Annotated in this window: 14 protein-coding genes; 9 read left to right on the plus strand and 5 right to left on the minus strand. The window is 64.1% G+C overall.

The window, feature by feature from the left end:
* Positions 1–103: 103 nt before the first annotated feature.
* Positions 104–250: a hypothetical protein gene (locus FQ755_RS37290; RefSeq protein WP_186308494.1), complete on the plus strand. Its 147-nt coding sequence runs from the start codon at positions 104–106 to the stop codon at positions 248–250.
* Positions 251–301: 51 nt separating this feature from the next.
* Here FQ755_RS37290 and FQ755_RS12095 read toward each other — a convergent pair whose 3' ends face one another.
* Both FQ755_RS12095 and FQ755_RS12100 read right to left on the minus strand, forming a co-directional pair.
* Positions 302–664 carry a single-stranded DNA-binding protein gene (locus tag FQ755_RS12095; protein WP_144154347.1) on the minus strand — a complete coding sequence of 121 codons (363 nt, stop codon included), beginning with the start codon at positions 662–664 and terminating at the stop codon, positions 302–304.
* A 101-nt stretch (positions 665–765) separates the two neighbouring features.
* Positions 766–1,557, minus strand: coding sequence for an SDR family NAD(P)-dependent oxidoreductase (locus FQ755_RS12100; protein WP_144154348.1), 792 nt, complete (start codon positions 1,555–1,557; stop codon positions 766–768).
* Positions 1,558–1,859: 302 nt separating this feature from the next.
* Between FQ755_RS12100 and FQ755_RS12105 the strand changes: the two genes are divergently transcribed.
* From FQ755_RS12105 to FQ755_RS12120, 4 genes are all read left to right on the plus strand, one after another.
* Positions 1,860–2,834, plus strand: coding sequence for a LysR family transcriptional regulator (locus FQ755_RS12105; RefSeq protein WP_144154350.1), 975 nt, complete (start codon positions 1,860–1,862; stop codon positions 2,832–2,834).
* Positions 2,835–2,950: 116 nt separating this feature from the next.
* The gene (locus FQ755_RS12110; protein ID WP_144154352.1) at positions 2,951–3,745 is read left to right on the plus strand and encodes a hypothetical protein; all 795 of its coding nucleotides are present in this window, start codon (positions 2,951–2,953) and stop codon (positions 3,743–3,745) included.
* Between the two features lie 242 nt (positions 3,746–3,987).
* A complete protein-coding gene (locus FQ755_RS12115) occupies positions 3,988–4,542 on the plus strand; it encodes a carboxymuconolactone decarboxylase family protein (protein WP_144154354.1) in 555 nt (184 codons plus the stop codon).
* A 177-nt stretch (positions 4,543–4,719) separates the two neighbouring features.
* A complete protein-coding gene (locus FQ755_RS12120) occupies positions 4,720–5,583 on the plus strand; it encodes a helix-turn-helix domain-containing protein (RefSeq protein WP_144154356.1) in 864 nt (287 codons plus the stop codon).
* A gap of 57 nt (positions 5,584–5,640) precedes the next feature.
* Here FQ755_RS12120 and FQ755_RS12125 read toward each other — a convergent pair whose 3' ends face one another.
* Together FQ755_RS12125 and FQ755_RS12130 are read right to left on the minus strand one after the other, a co-directional pair.
* Positions 5,641–6,048, minus strand: a complete 408-nt coding sequence (locus tag FQ755_RS12125) for a PPC domain-containing DNA-binding protein (protein WP_144154358.1) — start codon at positions 6,046–6,048, stop codon at positions 5,641–5,643.
* A gap of 86 nt (positions 6,049–6,134) precedes the next feature.
* Positions 6,135–7,055, minus strand: coding sequence for a LysR family transcriptional regulator (locus tag FQ755_RS12130; protein ID WP_144154359.1), 921 nt, complete (start codon positions 7,053–7,055; stop codon positions 6,135–6,137).
* A gap of 145 nt (positions 7,056–7,200) precedes the next feature.
* Between FQ755_RS12130 and FQ755_RS12135 the strand changes: the two genes are divergently transcribed.
* Both FQ755_RS12135 and FQ755_RS12140 read left to right on the plus strand, forming a co-directional pair.
* Positions 7,201–8,142: a DMT family transporter gene (locus tag FQ755_RS12135; protein ID WP_144154361.1), complete on the plus strand. Its 942-nt coding sequence runs from the start codon at positions 7,201–7,203 to the stop codon at positions 8,140–8,142.
* A gap of 154 nt (positions 8,143–8,296) precedes the next feature.
* The gene (locus FQ755_RS12140; RefSeq protein WP_144154363.1) at positions 8,297–9,868 is read left to right on the plus strand and encodes an amidase; all 1,572 of its coding nucleotides are present in this window, start codon (positions 8,297–8,299) and stop codon (positions 9,866–9,868) included.
* A 121-nt stretch (positions 9,869–9,989) separates the two neighbouring features.
* On the opposite strand, the gene FQ755_RS12150 is transcribed toward FQ755_RS12140, so the two are convergent.
* The gene (locus FQ755_RS12150; protein ID WP_144154685.1) at positions 9,990–11,252 is read right to left on the minus strand and encodes a phospholipase D-like domain-containing protein; all 1,263 of its coding nucleotides are present in this window, start codon (positions 11,250–11,252) and stop codon (positions 9,990–9,992) included.
* A gap of 247 nt (positions 11,253–11,499) precedes the next feature.
* Between FQ755_RS12150 and FQ755_RS12155 the strand changes: the two genes are divergently transcribed.
* Together FQ755_RS12155 and FQ755_RS12160 are read left to right on the plus strand one after the other, a co-directional pair.
* Positions 11,500–12,897 carry an MFS transporter gene (locus FQ755_RS12155; RefSeq protein ID WP_144154365.1) on the plus strand — a complete coding sequence of 466 codons (1,398 nt, stop codon included), beginning with the start codon at positions 11,500–11,502 and terminating at the stop codon, positions 12,895–12,897.
* 372 nt (positions 12,898–13,269) lie between these two features.
* Positions 13,270–14,757, plus strand: coding sequence for an MFS transporter (locus tag FQ755_RS12160; RefSeq protein WP_222105728.1), 1,488 nt, complete (start codon positions 13,270–13,272; stop codon positions 14,755–14,757).
* Positions 14,758–14,764 lie beyond the last annotated feature (7 nt).

Here is a 14,764-nt window from a genome sequence, read left to right on the forward strand (position 1 = left end):
CGCCCGCCCCGGCAAGGCGGCGTAAGGCGTCGATAGTTTCGGAAAGCCTAATCCAGACAGGGACTTGCTACGATGCCCGCGATACATACGGGGGAGTCAAAGCATGCGTCGCGTGATCGGAATGGTAGTGCTGGCGGGACTGCTCAACCTGCAGGGATGCGCGTCGTCGGTCGAGTCGCTGGCGGTGGGAGCGGTGGTCGGGGCGGTGGCCGGCGTGGGCGCGATCACCTGCGCGGTCGTGTGTCACTGAGGCCAGTGAGGCCACTGAGGTCAATGAATCACTGAGGCCACCGCGCGAAGCTCAAAGCGGATCGTCCGGATGCGCGCCGTCCTCCGCTTCGCCGCCCACCACCGCGCGCTTGCGCCGCACGTTGTAGGCGGTCAGAAGCCCATGCGCCACCATATCGAGCGCCGGCTTTACGAGCCCGTTCTTGTCGGTCCAGACTTTCGGCGTCAACGCCCCGCTTAAGGCCACGCTGTCGGCGTCGCTCAGGGCCAGCAAGCCGGTCTGCACCGCGTCGTCGAAAGCGATCACGTTGACGAACAGCGTGTCGCCTTCGCCGGTGGTCGCGCGCACCTTGCAGGTCACATAACGTTTGCCGTTCTGTCCCGTGCGGATCTGGGCTTCCCCATAGAGCCGCCCGCCTACCAGTCCATCGATCATCTCGTCCGCTCCGGTTTTGCTGCGCGTGATTTGCTTCGGTCCGCGAGACGTCGGCGCCTCGCGAAAGCCGTATGATCCCACGAGCGGCCGCCGAAGCCTCGTTAGAACGCGCTCTTGACCACGCCGCCATCGGCGCGCAACGCGGCGCCCGTCGTCCCCGAGGCGAGCGGGCTCGCTACATAGGCCACTAGCGAGGCAATTTCTTCGGTCGATTCGAAGCGCTTGATCAGCGAAGTCGGCCGCATATGCTCGAAGAAGTCCCGCTCGACCTGTTCCGGCGATTTACCATCGGCCTTCGCCAGACTGTCGACGAAGTCGGCCACGCCGCGCGACTTCGTCGGTCCCGGCAGCACGCTATTCACGGTGATGCCGGTGCCCGCCACCGATTCGGCAATGCCGCGCGCCACGGCAATCTGCGCGGTCTTCGTCACGCCGTAGTGGACCATTTCCGCCGGAATCTGCAAGCCGCTTTCGCTCGAAATGAAAATGATGCGCCCCCAGTTGGCGCGCTTCATCGACGGCAGAAACAGGCGTGCCAGCCGCACGCCGCTCAGCACGTTGACGTCGAAAAACCGCAGCCAGTCTTCATCCGGAATCTCTTCGAACGGCTTCGGCTCGAAAATGCCGAGGTTGTTGACGAGAATCTCCACGTCCGGATAGCGTTGCGCGAGTTCATTGGCCGCCTCGGCTTTGCTCAGATCGCCAGCGAAGCCCAGCACGTCCGTGCCGGTGGTGGATTGCAGATGCGCAACGGCTTCATCCACGGCCTTTTGCGAGCGGCCATTGACGATCACGCGCGCACCTTCCTGCGCCAGCGTCGTGGCAATGGCGAGACCGATGCCGGCAGTGCTGCCGCTTACCAGCGCCAGCTTGTCTTTCAGTTGCAGATCCATGCTCGTTCCTCTCTGTCAGTAGCGGCAGCCGCGCCGCGGATGAATGGCACTCCCAGCCAGCCGCATGGCGGCGGGCGCTCAGCGCGTGATGGGATCAAAAGGCTGCAGCCAATTTACAGCAGGCCGCCGCGCGGCGCTCGCCGGCGACTGCAAGGCCATCGCGAACGATCCGCGACCACCACGGCAATTCGCGGTTGCAGGTTGGCATCCAAGCGGTTTAGCGCTGTGACCAAAGTCTGATTGGAGGCCGCCCGTTTGATAATTGGCGTAGCATTTGAATAACTTTCAAATCCACACAGACAATGGCAACCGATCGACTCGGCGATATGGCGTTATTCGTGGAAGCGGCCGCGCTCGGCAGCCTCTCGGCGGCGGGCCGCAAACTCGGGCTGTCACCGGCCGCGGCGAGTGCGCGGCTGCTCAAACTCGAGGCGTCGCTGCATGCGCGCCTGTTCGAGCGCACCACGCGCCAGCTACGCGTGACCGACGAAGGCCGCCTCTACCTGCAGCACTGCCGCATCGCGCTGCAAGCCATTGAAGATGCCGAAGCCGCGCTGCAGGAAGGACAAAACCGCGTACGCGGCAAGGTGCGGATTTCGGCCACCTCGGACTTCGGCCGCAACCTGCTGTATGGCTGGCTGGACCAGTTCAGCGCGCTGCACCCGGAGGTGAGCTATGCGCTGACGTTGTCGGACTCGGTGTCGAACCTGCTGCAGGAAGACATCGATCTTGCGATCCGCTTCGGTCGTCCGCTCGACAGCACGCTGGTCGCCCGTCGCCTCGCGCCGAACCGGCGTGTGCTGTGCGCCTCGCCGGGCTATCTGGCGCAGCACGGCGAACCGAAGACGCCAGCCGATCTCGCGCGGCATCGGTTCGTCGTGCTGGTGACGGCAGCCGGTCCGCAGAACGAATTCCACTTCGCCCAGGACGCGGAGCGCATGACGTATACCGCGCCCGTCGACCAGGTCTGGGAGACCAACGACGGCGCGCTGGCCCGTGCGTGGGCGCTCAGTGGTCACGGCATTGCGCACAAGTCCATCTGGGATGTGGCCGCCGACGTGCGCGCCGGCACACTGAAGATTCTGCTGCCGGACTGGAGCAGCAACGAGGCCGGCGTCCATGCGCTGTTTCACGGCAACCGCTATATGGCGCCGCGCGTGCGCGCGCTGCTGGATTTCCTGCTCGAACGTTTCGCGCAGGCGAGCGACGAGTTGCTCGGCGATTACGCCTATCTGCCGGAACGCTTGCAGGAAGATCTGGCGCGGCCGCCGCGCTGACGCGAGGCGCGCCGGCAAAGAGTCGCGCGTGGAACAACCGGGCATGCCATGATGGCGCCTGAATCCGCGGCGGCACACGCCCGCCGCACAAGCCACCCGAGGCACTGGAGTTGTCCATGACCGAACGCGAGATGCTGCATCCGTTGCGCCCCATGCTGAAGAACTTCGTATGGGAGCATGGTCGAATCGGCACGCGCTATCTCGACTGCAGCAACGGCGAAATCAGGTTCGACGACGGCAAGAAGTCGCGCTTCGCCGCCGAGAAATACCTATATGTGCCGCTCGGTAAAGATGCCGTCGACGATCCCAAGGTCGAAGGCCCGGCGATCCGCGAGGCCCAACTGGACCGCTTTCTGCGCGCCGCCCAGCTGGGTAAGCCCGAGGAAGCCGGATCGCCCGCCGACGTGCAGCGCGCGGCGCAAGACTGCATGGAACTGGCGGTGTTCAGCGCCTATCAGCAGGACGCGCTGGAGGCGCAAGCCCGCTACGCGCAGGAAGCGATGTTCGACGACGAGATCCGCGCGGCGGTTGTCGCCGATATCCGGCGCATGTATGGCGGCATGCGCGAGCACCTCGCCCTGTATGACTTCACCGTCCTCTACGGTTTTCCCGCGCCGCTGCTGTTCAGCGACATGCCGTTCGTCGACTGGCGCGTGCGTGTGAAGCCGGCGCTGCCGCTCGTCTCGCTGCCGCTCGGCCCGTATGCGTTGCTGGTCGGCACGCCGTCGGGCCGCACCAGCCGGGTTGCGCCTGTGGCATGGAAAACCGCTGTGTCGATGGGTTCGCTGAAAGACCATAACCGCTTGCAGGTCGAGCGCGCACGGCTATGGATCGTGGCGACATCGGATGATCAACTGGTAGCGGTGCAGGCGCGTTTTCTGCCGCCGGAAGCCGAGACGCCGCCGGCGTAATTGCCGCTGTCACGTCTCGCGCGTACCGCAGGCCACGCCGTACTGCGGAGGCCATCTTCCTAGCCCCACGCGCCGAGCCTGAATCCGCGCCCGGGGGCCCCTCCTTATTACCTGCGACGTAATTGAACTCCTGCGTGCGATCGCTACCATGACAGTCATCTCCTCTCGACGCCGATGCAAAAAAGCACCGGCACGGAGATACGAATGCAGTCATGTTCAATCAATGCGGCAAGGAGTTAGGAATGCAAACTTTTACCCTTCACACCATCGACTCGGCACCGGAACAATCGAAGCCGACCCTGCAGGCACTGACGCAGAAATTCGGCTTCCTGCCCAACGTGATGGCCACCATGGCCGGCAACCCCGTTCTGCTGAACGGCTTCGCCGGCAGCTTCGGCAGCTTTCACGGCGGCAGTCTCGACGAATGCGAAAAACAGGCCCTGCTGCTCACCAACGCGGTGACCATCCAGTGTCCGTGGACCGTGGCCGCTCACTCGACCTTCGCGCTCGAGGACGGCATGGCGGAAAGCGACGTGCGGGCTATCCGCGAGGGGCGCTTGCCGGCTCACCCGAAGTACGCGGCGCTATCGGCACTCACGCGCGCACTGATCCAGAAACGCGGCCACGTGAGCGAGGCGGAGATCGACCGCTTTACCGCTGCGGGATATTCGCAAAGCCAGATCTTCGAGGTGATCACCAGCATCGGAATTTCGACCATGGCGGCCACCACGACTAACATGGCAGGGACGCCGGTCGAAGAGCGCTTCAAGGCTCAGGCGTGGATGCCGGGACATTAAGTGGTGCATTAAGCGGGACACCAAACGGGACACTAAGGGGCGCATAAAGCGTCGCATAGGCAGCATGCGCAGGGCTGGCTTCGCGCCATGCCCTGCTCGCCATTTTTACCTGAGGCCGTCGGATACGAAAACGCGGCACGTATGAGCCGAAAAACCTACCTCAACAGATAGCGCGCGATGAATTCACCGAATCTCAATTCAAAGCTGCCGGCCACCGAGCTGGGCGTGCTGCTGCGCCGCTGGCGCGACACGCGTGGCCGCAGCCAGATCGACCTGTCGCTCGATACGGGCGTGTCGCAGCGGCATATCAGCTTCATCGAAAGCGGACGCAGCGTGCCGAGCCGTCAGACCTTGATGGATCTGGCCCAGGCGCTCGACGTGCCGCTGCGCGAGCGCAACGGCCTGTTGCTGGCGGCGGGCTATGCGCCGCTCTACGCGGAAGGCGCGTGGAACGCGCAGGAAATGGACAGCGTCACGCGCGCCCTGGAGCGCATCCTGCGCCAGCACGAACCGTTTCCAGCCATTGTGATGGATCGCTACTGGAATGTGCTGCTGACCAATGACGCCGCGCCACGCTTCTTCAATTGCTTTATCGACATGGCGGCGCGCAAGGGTCCGCGCAACATGCTGCATCTGATGTTCGATCCGCACGGCATGCGTCCGTTCATCGCCAATTGGGAAGCCGTCGCCAAAAGCCTGATCCAGCGCGTGTATCGTGAATCGGTGGGACGTGTCATCGACGATAAAACACAAGAACTCCTAAGTACCCTGCTCGCCTATCCCGATGTGCAAAGCGAGTGGAAAAATCCCCAGGCGCTGGGCGCGATGCCAGCGGCGACGGTGTTGCCGTTCATCCCACTCAGCTTTACCAAAGGCAGTCAAACGCTGAGCTACTTTTCGATGGTCTCGACGGTCGGCACGCCGCAGACGATCGCCGCACAGGAACTGCGCATCGAATGCCTGTTCCCCGCCGACGAGCAGACGGAAAAGCAGCACAAACGGCTGCTGGACGACGTCGCACACGGCGACGACGGCCGCTAAAACGCGGGCGTCGCACGTGAAGTAACCATCCCAAGCCAGGCTGATCGGTACGGTCTTTCAGACCTTATCTGGCTCAGGCCGGATCACCAGTTCCACGAAACCGGTCCGCTCGTCATGCTCGCGCGCAAACCGATGGCCGGGCAACAGCGCGAGCAGAATCTCCGCCGTCGTGCGAACCCGGCAACCGTGCGCCACATGTCCACCGAACACTTGCCCGCGCGCGTCGGCAACGGACATGTGCAGATGCGCCCCATCCGGCGAGATCGAGCCGGCGAGCGTGAGAATCTCCAGATCGCCGCGCAATTCGGCCGGCTGATCGACACCCGCGAAGCGCAATTGCGCCACGCTCAAACTGCCGATGCCCTGCAGCACGTAAGCCGCCGCCAGATCGAGTTCGCGCAGCACGTCTTCGAGCGCGCCGCGCAGATCGTCGCCCGGTACAAGGCGGATAGGATGAATTTGCATCGCTCGCTTCCTGGTTAGCCGCGCTCAAGCACAATGAGACGGCACGCCGCGCGTCGCGTGCTTATGGTGATTGTGCCAGCGGCACGTCAGCCCAGACCATCCAGGCGCTCAACCAGATAATCGATCAGCGCCCGCACCTTGAGCGGCAAAAACCGGTTCGGCGGATACAGCAGCCATACCGAGCCGACATAAGCCTGTCCTTCGAGCGTCCAGTCTGCCAATACCTCCACCAGTTCACCGCTTGCGAGCGCGTTTGCCGCCGTGAATTCCGGCAGGTTGGCGATGCCGAAACCCTGCTGCGCCGCTTCGAGCCGCGCGCCGGCATGATTGGCGATATAGCGGCCGCGCACCTCCACGGTCTGCGTGTGCGTGCCGCGACGCATGCGCCAGCGGTTGTCGTCAGGCGTTTCGCCAAGGTAGAGGCAGTCGTGCTGGGCCAGCTCGCGCGGCGCTTGCGGCGTGCCGCGTGCGTCCAGATAAGCCGGCGACGCGCACAGCACCCAGCGCACCTTGCCGAGCCGCCGCCCCGCGAGGCCCGGCGGCGGCTGCTCGGTCATGCGAAGCACGAGATCGAGATCGTCGTCGAGCGGATCGACGGCGTGATCCGCAAACAGCAATTGCAGATCGACCTCGGGATAGGCGCGCAAAAATCCCGGCACCAGCGGATGGAGCACGGTTCTGGCGAACTGCGTCGGCGCACTCACGCTCACCTTGCCGCGCGGCCGGCCAGCCAGTTGACCGGCGGCGTCGACCGCGCCCGAGGCGGCGCTCACCATGTCGCGGCAGTAGCGCGCTACCTGCGCGCCCGATTCGGTGACCCGCACCTTGCGCGTCGAACGCTCCAGCAAACGCGTGGCCAAGGCTTCCTCCAGCCGCTTGATCTGGCGGCTGACCGTCGACGGCGTGCTGCCCAACTGGCGTGCCGCCACCGAGAAATTGCCCGTCTCGACGACGCGCGCAAACACGGCCAGGTCGGGCAACAGCGCGAAAAGTTCGTTGGGATTCATGGTGGGTCGTGATCGTGCCTGGATGTGCGCCACAAAAAGTCGCGCCCGAATTAGTGCATTTGCGACATAAAACCTGTGCGCCGCACCCCGATTATCACTCTACACGCAACACCGGACAATACCCGCTCATACTCCGAGATTCGCCATGTCCCGACCAGAACGCCTGCAATTCCTCTCCGACCTGATGCTGCTCGCCGTCGCGGTGGTGTGGGGCACCAGCTACGGCGTCGCCAAAAGCGCGCTCGCCTATTACCCGGTGCTCGGCCTGCTGGCGCTGCGCTTCGGCATCACGTTCGTACTGCTGTCGCCCGCGCTACGACCGCTACGTCATGCCAATGCCCGCGCGCTGCGCGGCGTGGTCGGCGCCGGCTTGTTGCTGTTCGGCATTTTCCTCTGTGAGACGTTTGGCCTGCTGCTGACGCGCGCCGCCAACGCGGCGTTTCTCATCAGCCTGTGCGTGGTGATGACGCCTCTGGTCGAGTGGTTGCTTCTGAAGCGACGGCCGAGCGGCATCGAATGGGCCGCCGTCGGGCTGTCGTTGCTGGGCGCGTGGTTGCTGGCGGGGCAAGGCGAATTCACGCTGAGCGCCGGCGACGCGCTGATTCTCGCTGCCGCCGCGCTGCGCGCGGTGATCGTCTGCGTGACCAAGCGGTTGATGCGCGACGCCGCGTTGCCGCCGCTGACCGTGACCGCCGTGCAATCCGGCGTGGTCGCCTTGGGCAGCGCGGCGGCGGCACTCGTGTTTGCGCGCGATCAGTGGCGTGCCGTGCCGTCGTTGGCGGAGCATCCGGCGTTCTGGGGCAGCGTGTTGTATCTGGTGCTCGCCTGCACCCTGTTCGCATTCTTCGCGCAAAACTATGGCATCAAGCGCAGCAGTCCGACGCGCGTGGCATTGCTGATGGGTAGCGAGCCGGCGTTCGGCGCCCTGTTCGCGTGTCTGTGGCTGGGCGAGCGAATCTCCGTGACGGCGTGGCTCGGCGGCGGGCTGATCGTGGCGGCGTCGCTGCTCGCGACCGTGCGTTGGCGTATGCCCGTGCTTCGATCAAAACCCGCCCCTGCTTATCCCGAGGCGACACCGCCGCGCTGATTCACTTCTCTTCCCTGCGACTTTCGCCGCCATCTAATTTTGTTAAGGTAATCTCGCGCGATTGCGATGCGCCGCCACCGTGCCCGGGAACGGCACCGGTCGACCAGCACCTCGCATGGCGATTTCCGCGTTCACCTTCAACAAGAACCTCCCTATGAGACGACGCAGTTTTTTCGCTTCACTTGGCTTGCTGGCATCCGCAGTCTCCACCCGGAATGCATCCGCCCTGCCCTCCAACCTGACACGCGCCGACGGCGCCCTGGGCGCACCTGATCCGGCCAATGCGGTGCAAACCAGCCGCCACTATCTGCAACGGATCGCCGCGCTCGACCGGCAAGGTCCAGAGTTGCGCAGCATCATCGAACTCAACCCGGAGGCACTGCAGATTGCCGCCACGCTCGACGCCGAGCGTGCCGCCGGCAAGCTGCGTGGACCGCTGCATGGCATCCCGGTAGTGGTCAAGGACAACATCGCGACCGGCGACCGCATGTCGACCAGCGCCGGATCCCTCGCGCTCGACGGCGTGCAGGCCGCGCGCGACGCGCATCTGATCGAACGCCTGCGCGCAGCGGGCGGAGTGATCCTCGGCAAGACCAATCTCAGCGAATGGGCCAACATCCGCTCCTCGCGCTCGACGAGCGGCTGGAGCGGACGCGGCGGGCTGTCACGCAATCCATACGCGCTCGATCGCTCCACCAGCGGCTCCAGCTCGGGATCGGCAGCGGCCGTGGCGGCCAATCTCACGCGCATGGCGATCGGCTCGGAGACCGATGGATCGATCGTCTCGCCATCGTCGATCATGGGGGTGGTGGGGCTGAAGCCGACGGTTGGGCGCATCAGCCGCGACGGCATCATCCCGATCTCGCACACTCAGGACACGCCCGGACCGATCACCCGCACCGTCGCCGATGCCGCCCTGCTGCTGGCCGCGCTGGCCGGTCCCGACCCGCGCGATCCGGCGACGCACGACGCCCCTGCGCCTGACGATTACGTCGCCGCGCTCGACAAGAATGCGCTGCGCGGTGCGCGCATCGGCGTGGCGCGCGAGTTCTTCACCGGCCACGACGAAATCGACCAGCGCATCGAATACGCGCTCGCCCAACTGGTTCTGCAAGGCGCCGTGCTGGTCGATCCAATCGATCTGCCGAAGGTCGGCTACGAGACCGAAGAGCAGTCGGTGCTGCTGCACGAGTTCAAGCACGACCTGCCGCTGTGGCTCGCGACGTTCGCGCCGCACGCACCGATCCGCACGCTCGCCGATCTGATTGCCTACAACAAGGCGCACAGCGACCGCGAGATGCCGTACTTCGGCCAGGAACTGCTGATCCAGGCGCAGGCGCTCGGCGATCTCGATAGCGACGTTTATCTCCAGGCGCTGGCCGCCTGCCGCAAAGGCGCGCGCGAGGAGGGCATCGACCGTGCGATTCGCGAGCATCGGCTGGACGCGATCGTCGCGCCGACCGGTGGCACCGCGTGGCTGACCGACTTCATCAATGGCGACAGCGGCGGCGACGGCTTTTCCACACCGGCGGCGGTGGCCGGCTATCCGCATCTGACGGTGCCGGCGGGTCTGGTGCGCGGCATGCCGATTGGTCTGTCGTTCGTCGGCCCGGCCTGGAGCGAAGCGCGGCTTCTGGCGCTCGGCTATGCGTTCGAGCAGGCTACGCAATGGCGCGAGGAGCCGCAGTACATCCAGCACTCGAGCATTCCGCCCTTGCGGACCTGAACCTGTAGCGGGCTAACTTTCAGGGCCGCTGATGCTCATGCTCATGCTCATGCTCATGCTCATGCTCATGCTCATGCTCATGCTCATGCTCAAACGAGCCTATGCGTGGCGGCCCTGCTTCTCAAAGCTGCCCATCGAGCAAGGCGGCAACCCGCTCGATGAGCTTCTCTTTGGTCGGGCGACGCAGCCAGTCGTCCAGCGTGATGCGCTCCGCCTTCGCGAGATCCGCGCCAAAAATCGCGGTTTGATGGCGCGCGAAATCGCGGTCGTAGATATTCAGATTCGCCTCGTCGTTGAGCTTGAACGAGCGGCTGTCGAAATTGGTGGACCCCACCGACACCAGGTATTCATCGACCACCAGCAGCTTGCAGTGAAACATGGTCGGCTGATACTCGTACATTTCGACGCCCGCCTTCAGCAGATCGCCCCAGCAGGCCCGCGACGCCTCGCGCACGGTGTGCGTGTCGATGCGTTTGCCGGGCGTCAGCACCTGTACCTTGACACCACGCCGGGCCGCTTCGACGAGGGCGTTGATGGTGAGCTTGTCGGGCACGAAATAGGCGCTCGCCAGATGAATCGAGTCGCTCGCCGCCGTAATCGCCATCAGATACATCAACTGCATGTCGTCGCTGCCGCCCGACGGCGAACTGCTGAACATATGCGCCACGCCGTCGCCACACGGCTCGATGGCGGGGAAATAATCCGGCCCGTGCAGCACGTTGCCGCTCGCCTTGACCCAGTTGTCCATGAAGACTGCCTGCATGTGCCCGACCACCGGACCTTCGACGCGAAAATGCGTATCGCGCCAGTGCTGCGGGTCCTGGGCATGACCGGTCCATTCCTCGGCGATACCCACGCCGCCGGTAAAACCGGTGTGGCCGTCGATCACCAGCAGCTTGCGGTGCGTGCGGTCGTTCATACGGCCAAGTCCGGTCCAGTGCGGCTTGTGATAGCGGAACACCTCGGCGCCGCCTTCGCCTAGCATCTGCAGATAGCGCTGGTCCATCTTCGACGAACCCATCCAGTCGAGCAGCACATGCACCGCGACGCCGGCGCGCGCCTTGTCGGCAAGCGCCTGCGCCATCTGTTCACCGATCTCGCCCGACCAGTAGATAAACGTCTCGAACGTGATGGTTTTCTGCGCCGAGCGGACCGCGGCGAGCATCGACGGAAAGATCTCGTCGCCGTTCAAGAGCACCTCGAAACGGTTGCCGCCGATCACCGGCGGCCCGAGCAACAGGCCCATCGAACGCAGAAACTGCGGGTCGTCACTGGAATAGAGCCGCTCGATGTTGTGCTCGATCTTCTTCTCGCCGCTCGACAGATTGGCGATGACCAGCACCACGACGAGCGTCGCAACAGCGGTGAGCAGAATCGTCAGCATGAGCAATCCGGTTTGACTCGCCATGGCGAGCCGCGTGGGAACCATGGCTTGGGCAGCACGGTTCGTGCCGCGCTTGGTGCCACCCTTCGTGCCACCCTTCATGCCGCGCTTCGTGATGGTGGAAAGTGCGCCGTCCATGTATTGCCGCAGCCATCCGCGCGTTTCATGTAGGGAGCACTTCATAGCAAATCCGCGCGTTACGGTGCCATAATCGCACTTCGCAGCCCTTCCGCCGACCGTTTTACCCATGACACTTGTCCAGAAAGCGCTTCTTGCCCCGCTCATCGTCGCGTGCGCGATGTTTATGGAAAGTGTCGATGCCAATGTGATCGTGACCGCCCTGCCTTCGATGGCACGCGACTTCGCCCGCGATCCCGTCACCCTGAAAATTGCCGTCACGAGCTATGTGCTCGGCCTCGGCGTATTCATTCCCGTCTGCGGCTGGCTCGCCGACCGCTTCGGCGCGCGTACCGTGTTTCGCACCGCCATCGGCATCTTCGTGGCCGGGTCGCTGCTGTGCGCGGCGTCCAATTCGCTCGCCACTTTCACGGTGGCCCGTTTCATTCAGGGGGTGGGCGGCGCGATGATGGTGCCGGTCGGGCGCATCATCATCTTCCGCGTCGTGCCCAAATCCGAGTTCATTCGCGCGATGAATTACCTGAGCGTGCCGGCCATGCTCGGACCGGCGGCTGGCCCGCTGCTAGGCGGCTTCATCACCACGTACCTGCACTGGCGGCTGATTTTCTTCATCAACGTGCCGGTGGGCGTGCTCGGCATCTATCTAACCAATCGCCATATCGTCAATACCCGCGAGCCGCATCCGGGGCCGCTCGACTGGATCGGCTTCTTTCTCTCGGCGGGTGGGGCATCGCTGTTTCTGCTCGGACTTTCGCTGATTGGCGGCGAGATGATTTCGAACAGCAACGCGGTGGGCATGTGTCTGTGCGGCGCGTTTTTACTGGCTGTATACGTGCCATATGCTTTACGCATCAAACTGCCGCTGCTCGATCTGCGGTTCCTGCGCATTCCCACTTTCCAAGCCAGCGTGGCGGGCGGCTCGTTGTTTCGCATCGGGCTCGGCGCCATTCCGTTCCTGTTGCCGCTGCTGCTGCAGGAAGGGCTCGGGCGCAGCGCGTTCGAGTCTGGGCTGATTACCTGCGCCTCGGCATTCGGCGGGATGTTCATGCGGACCATCGCGTCGACGGTGTTGCGGCGCTTCGGCTTTCGCAATGTGCTGGTCGTCAATGCCGCGCTGTCCGGTATCGCCATTGCCGTCTGCGGCGTGTTTTTCCCCGGCACGCCTACCTGGTTGATCTGGCTCGTGGTTCTGCTTGGCGGATTCTTCCCCGCGCTGCAGTTCACCTCGCTGAACTCGCTCACCTACGCGGAGATCGCAAGCCGCGATGTGGGCCGCGCGACCAGCCTCGGCAGCGTCGTGCAGCAGATGTCGCTCGGCCTCGGCGTGACGGTGGGTGGGATCGCATTGCAGATTACGCAGATGCTGCACCACCACACGCACGTGGCGTGGACCGATTTCTGGCCCGCCTTCCTCGTGGTGGGGCTGTGCTCGTTCGCTTCCATTCCGGTTACGCTGCGCCTGCCGCTACGAGCGGGTGAAGAGATTTCGCGCGGCAGCCGCGGGTAGTGCGGCTAGTTAATGGCGTGGGTAGTGGCGGATAGTGGCGGGCAACAACCCCACCACTCATAACAAGCAGCAACAATTCCCATCACCCCGACGCGGGGTTTCCCCTGGCCAGGGTCGCGCTGGCCGCTTCTGTCATCCGAACGACACCCACGCCCGGCACCATGGCCTTGGCATCGCATTTCCCTGCGAGGGCGTCGTGCCGCTCCTCAACCCGCTTATCACAGCGGCCCGCCTCGCACTCGCCAGATCCCAGCAGATTCACGCCCGATCCGGGCGCACACGACACGCAGCGAAGCACGAGTGCATGGATTGACGACAAGCCTTCTGCCCCCATCGCGAGCGCAACAGCAGCACATCCACAAGGAGATTGGTATGCAAGACGTGGCAGATCCCGACCGGTTGCAGCGCGCCCAGACGAAGTCCGTCCAGCAATATATCGACGAACGCCCGATGTGGCCCGACGGCACGCATCTCCCCTCCGTACCGATGACCGGCATGCAATGGCGCATCTGGGCGCTGGCGGCGGCCGGCAAATTCTTCGAAGGCTTCGTGGTCTTCATGACCGGCGTGGCCTTGCCGCTGATCTCGCGCGAGTTCGGCATCGGCGCGGCGCAAAACGGCCTGATCAGCGCGGCCAGCCTGATGGGGATTCTGGTGGGTGCGGTAGGTCTGGGCGGCATGTCCGATTACTTCGGACGAAAGCGCATGTTCATCGTCGAGATGGTCATCTTCGTGGCGTTTCTCGTGCTGCTGGTGATGTGCACCAATTTCGTTTCGCTGGTGATCTGCCTGTTCGGTCTGGGCGTCGCGCTCGGCTGCGATTATCCGACCGCGCACATGATCATCTCCGAAAGCATTCCCAGCACGAGCCGCGGCAAGCTGGTGCTGGCCGCCTTCGGCTTCCAGGCGCTCGGCGCGCTGGGCGGCACGGCGGTGGGCTTTCTGGTGCTTTCGACGGTGCCGAATCTCGACGCATGGCGCGTGATGTACGGCACCGCGATCATTCCGGCTCTTGCGGTAACGATCGGCCGCTTCTACATCACCGAAAGCCCGAGCTGGCTGCATATTCGCGGCGCGGTGGATCGTGCCGAAGCAGCGGCCACGCGTCTGCTGGTGCGCAAGCCGCAGTATCCGGCCAGCATCGCCCTGTCGCGCGAAATCGACAACGCCGCCACCGGCCACGGCGGCCAGGGCAGCTTTTTCGCGCTGTTCGCCAAACGCAACCTGCGGGCGACGATCCTCGCCTCAGTGCCGTGGTTCCTGCAGGATCTGGGCACTTACGGCATCGGCATTTTCACGCCGACCATCCTCGGCGCGGCTTTCGGCGCCAAACAGGATCACGTGCGCAGCATCACCGATCTGATTCTCAACGACATCCTCGCCGCCAAGGGCGCGGCGTTGATCACGATGCTGCTGATCGTGGGCATCATCTTCGCCGTGATTCTCGCGGACAAGGTGGGGCGGATCTGGTTGCAGGTGATCGGGTTCGTCGGCTGTGCGGCGGGTTTGCTGCTTGCTTCGTTCTCCGATGGATTCGAGGGCACCAGTAAAACCGCCATCATCTTCGCCGGCTTCATGCTGTTCAACTTCATGACCAACCTCGGTCCGAACGCACAGACCTATCTGCTGGCAGGCGAAGTCTTCCCGACCGCAATTCGCGGTACAGGTGCCGGTTTTGCGGCGGCAGTCGGCAAGATCGGTGCAGTGGCGACGGCGTTTCTGTTTCCGATCCTGCTGACCGGCATCGGCACCGGCCCGCTGCTTTATATCCTCGTGGCCACGTCGCTGCTCGGCGCGGTAGTGACCTGGATCTTTCGCATCGAAACGAACGGCGTGAGCCTCGACGAGATTGGACACTAGACGCATC

Origin of the sequence: Paraburkholderia sp. BCC1885 (assembly GCF_900996235.1) — a bacterium.
GTDB lineage: Bacteria > Pseudomonadota > Gammaproteobacteria > Burkholderiales > Burkholderiaceae > Paraburkholderia.

Coding starts and splice junctions, on each gene's coding strand:
- FQ755_RS12155 (WP_144154365.1), top strand. CDS start 11,500: ATGACACTTGTCCAGAAAGCGCTTCTTGCCCCGCTCATCGTCGCGTGC.
- FQ755_RS12115 (WP_144154354.1), top strand. CDS start 3,988: ATGCAAACTTTTACCCTTCACACCATCGACTCGGCACCGGAACAATCG.
- FQ755_RS37290 (WP_186308494.1), top strand. CDS start 104: ATGCGTCGCGTGATCGGAATGGTAGTGCTGGCGGGACTGCTCAACCTG.
- FQ755_RS12150 (WP_144154685.1), bottom strand. CDS start 11,252: ATGCTGACGATTCTGCTCACCGCTGTTGCGACGCTCGTCGTGGTGCTG.
- FQ755_RS12110 (WP_144154352.1), top strand. CDS start 2,951: ATGACCGAACGCGAGATGCTGCATCCGTTGCGCCCCATGCTGAAGAAC.
- FQ755_RS12140 (WP_144154363.1), top strand. CDS start 8,297: ATGAGACGACGCAGTTTTTTCGCTTCACTTGGCTTGCTGGCATCCGCA.
- FQ755_RS12095 (WP_144154347.1), bottom strand. CDS start 664: ATGATCGATGGACTGGTAGGCGGGCGGCTCTATGGGGAAGCCCAGATC.
- FQ755_RS12100 (WP_144154348.1), bottom strand. CDS start 1,557: ATGGATCTGCAACTGAAAGACAAGCTGGCGCTGGTAAGCGGCAGCACT.
- FQ755_RS12135 (WP_144154361.1), top strand. CDS start 7,201: ATGTCCCGACCAGAACGCCTGCAATTCCTCTCCGACCTGATGCTGCTC.
- FQ755_RS12120 (WP_144154356.1), top strand. CDS start 4,720: ATGAATTCACCGAATCTCAATTCAAAGCTGCCGGCCACCGAGCTGGGC.
- FQ755_RS12160 (WP_222105728.1), top strand. CDS start 13,270: ATGCAAGACGTGGCAGATCCCGACCGGTTGCAGCGCGCCCAGACGAAG.
- FQ755_RS12125 (WP_144154358.1), bottom strand. CDS start 6,048: ATGCAAATTCATCCTATCCGCCTTGTACCGGGCGACGATCTGCGCGGC.
- FQ755_RS12105 (WP_144154350.1), top strand. CDS start 1,860: ATGGCAACCGATCGACTCGGCGATATGGCGTTATTCGTGGAAGCGGCC.
- FQ755_RS12130 (WP_144154359.1), bottom strand. CDS start 7,055: ATGAATCCCAACGAACTTTTCGCGCTGTTGCCCGACCTGGCCGTGTTT.